The organism is Bradyrhizobium sp. 17 (assembly GCF_023073515.1).
GTDB lineage: Bacteria > Pseudomonadota > Alphaproteobacteria > Rhizobiales > Xanthobacteraceae > Bradyrhizobium > Bradyrhizobium canariense_D.
This window is the reverse complement of record NZ_JADPJQ010000131.1, coordinates 1-990: the sequence shown is the minus strand read 5'-3', so window position 1 is coordinate 990 and position 990 is coordinate 1. Positions and strand designations below refer to the sequence as shown.

The following is a 990-nucleotide window of genomic DNA, read 5'->3' as shown; positions in this document are numbered from 1 at the left end:
ATCAGGCCGCCCGCGCCCTCGATCACCAATGGCCGCTCCCCGGTATCGGGCACATCGAGCAAATCCGCCTCGATGCGAACTCCGTCAAGTTCGGCAGAATGATGGGGCGAAGCGGGGGTCTGAAGGCGGTAACGCTCCGGCAGGATGCGATCGGCTGAGAGGCCGCCAAGACAAGCGACGACCTCGGTATCGGTCTCTCCTTCGAGGCCGGCCTGAATCGGCTTCCAATAGTCCGCTCCGAGAAGATTGGCGAGCCCCGCGGAAAACACCGTCTTTCCAATTCCGGTACCTGTGCCCGTTACGATGATTTTGGCACTCATTGAAGCTCGCCTTTCGTCTCCTCGATCAAGGCATCGAGCATTGCACGCACGTCGTCCTCCCCCACGTTAAGCGTCAGTGAAATTCGCAACCGGGCCGTGCCCGCCGGGACGGTTGGCGGCCGGATTCCGCGGATATCGAACCCGCGAGCCTGCAATGCAGAGGCGAGCCGCATCGTGCGCGCATTGTCGCCTACGATGCATGGTACGATCTGCGAATCCGAAAGACTTTTCCAGCCGCGCTCTCTCATCTCCCGATGCGAGAACGTGACCAGCTTGGTGAGACGCTGCTGTCGCTCGGGTTCCTGCTGCAGGATTAGAATCGCCTCCCTTACGGCGACAGCCATCAGCGGCGATGGCGCGGTCGCGAAGATGAATGGACGGCAACGATTGACCATAAAGTCTCGCAGCACGCCGGACGCAGTGACGAGCGCGCCGGCCGCGCCCAGCGCCTTGCCGCAGGTATGGACGACCAGCAGATTTTCGCGTCCCTCATAGGGCGCGGTGAGCCCTCGTCCCTGCTCGCCGTAAACGCCTGTTGCGTGGGCCTCATCTACCATCAGGAATGCATCATGCCGATCGGCGAGCGCGAACATATCCTTCAGAGGCGCAAAGTCGCCGTCCATGCTGTAGAGACTTTCGACCACGATCCAGATCCGGCCCATTCCGCCAC

General features: G+C 61.7%; 2 protein-coding genes. Both read right to left on the bottom strand.

What is annotated here, in order from left to right:
- On the bottom strand, positions 1–320 hold a 320-nt coding region (locus IVB13_RS40575), incomplete at its 3' end, for an AAA family ATPase (RefSeq protein WP_247492800.1).
- A partial coding sequence (locus IVB13_RS40570) for an aminotransferase class I/II-fold pyridoxal phosphate-dependent enzyme (RefSeq protein WP_247492798.1) occupies positions 317–990 on the bottom strand: 674 nt, incomplete at its 5' end. The genes IVB13_RS40570 and IVB13_RS40575, both read right to left, overlap by 4 nt.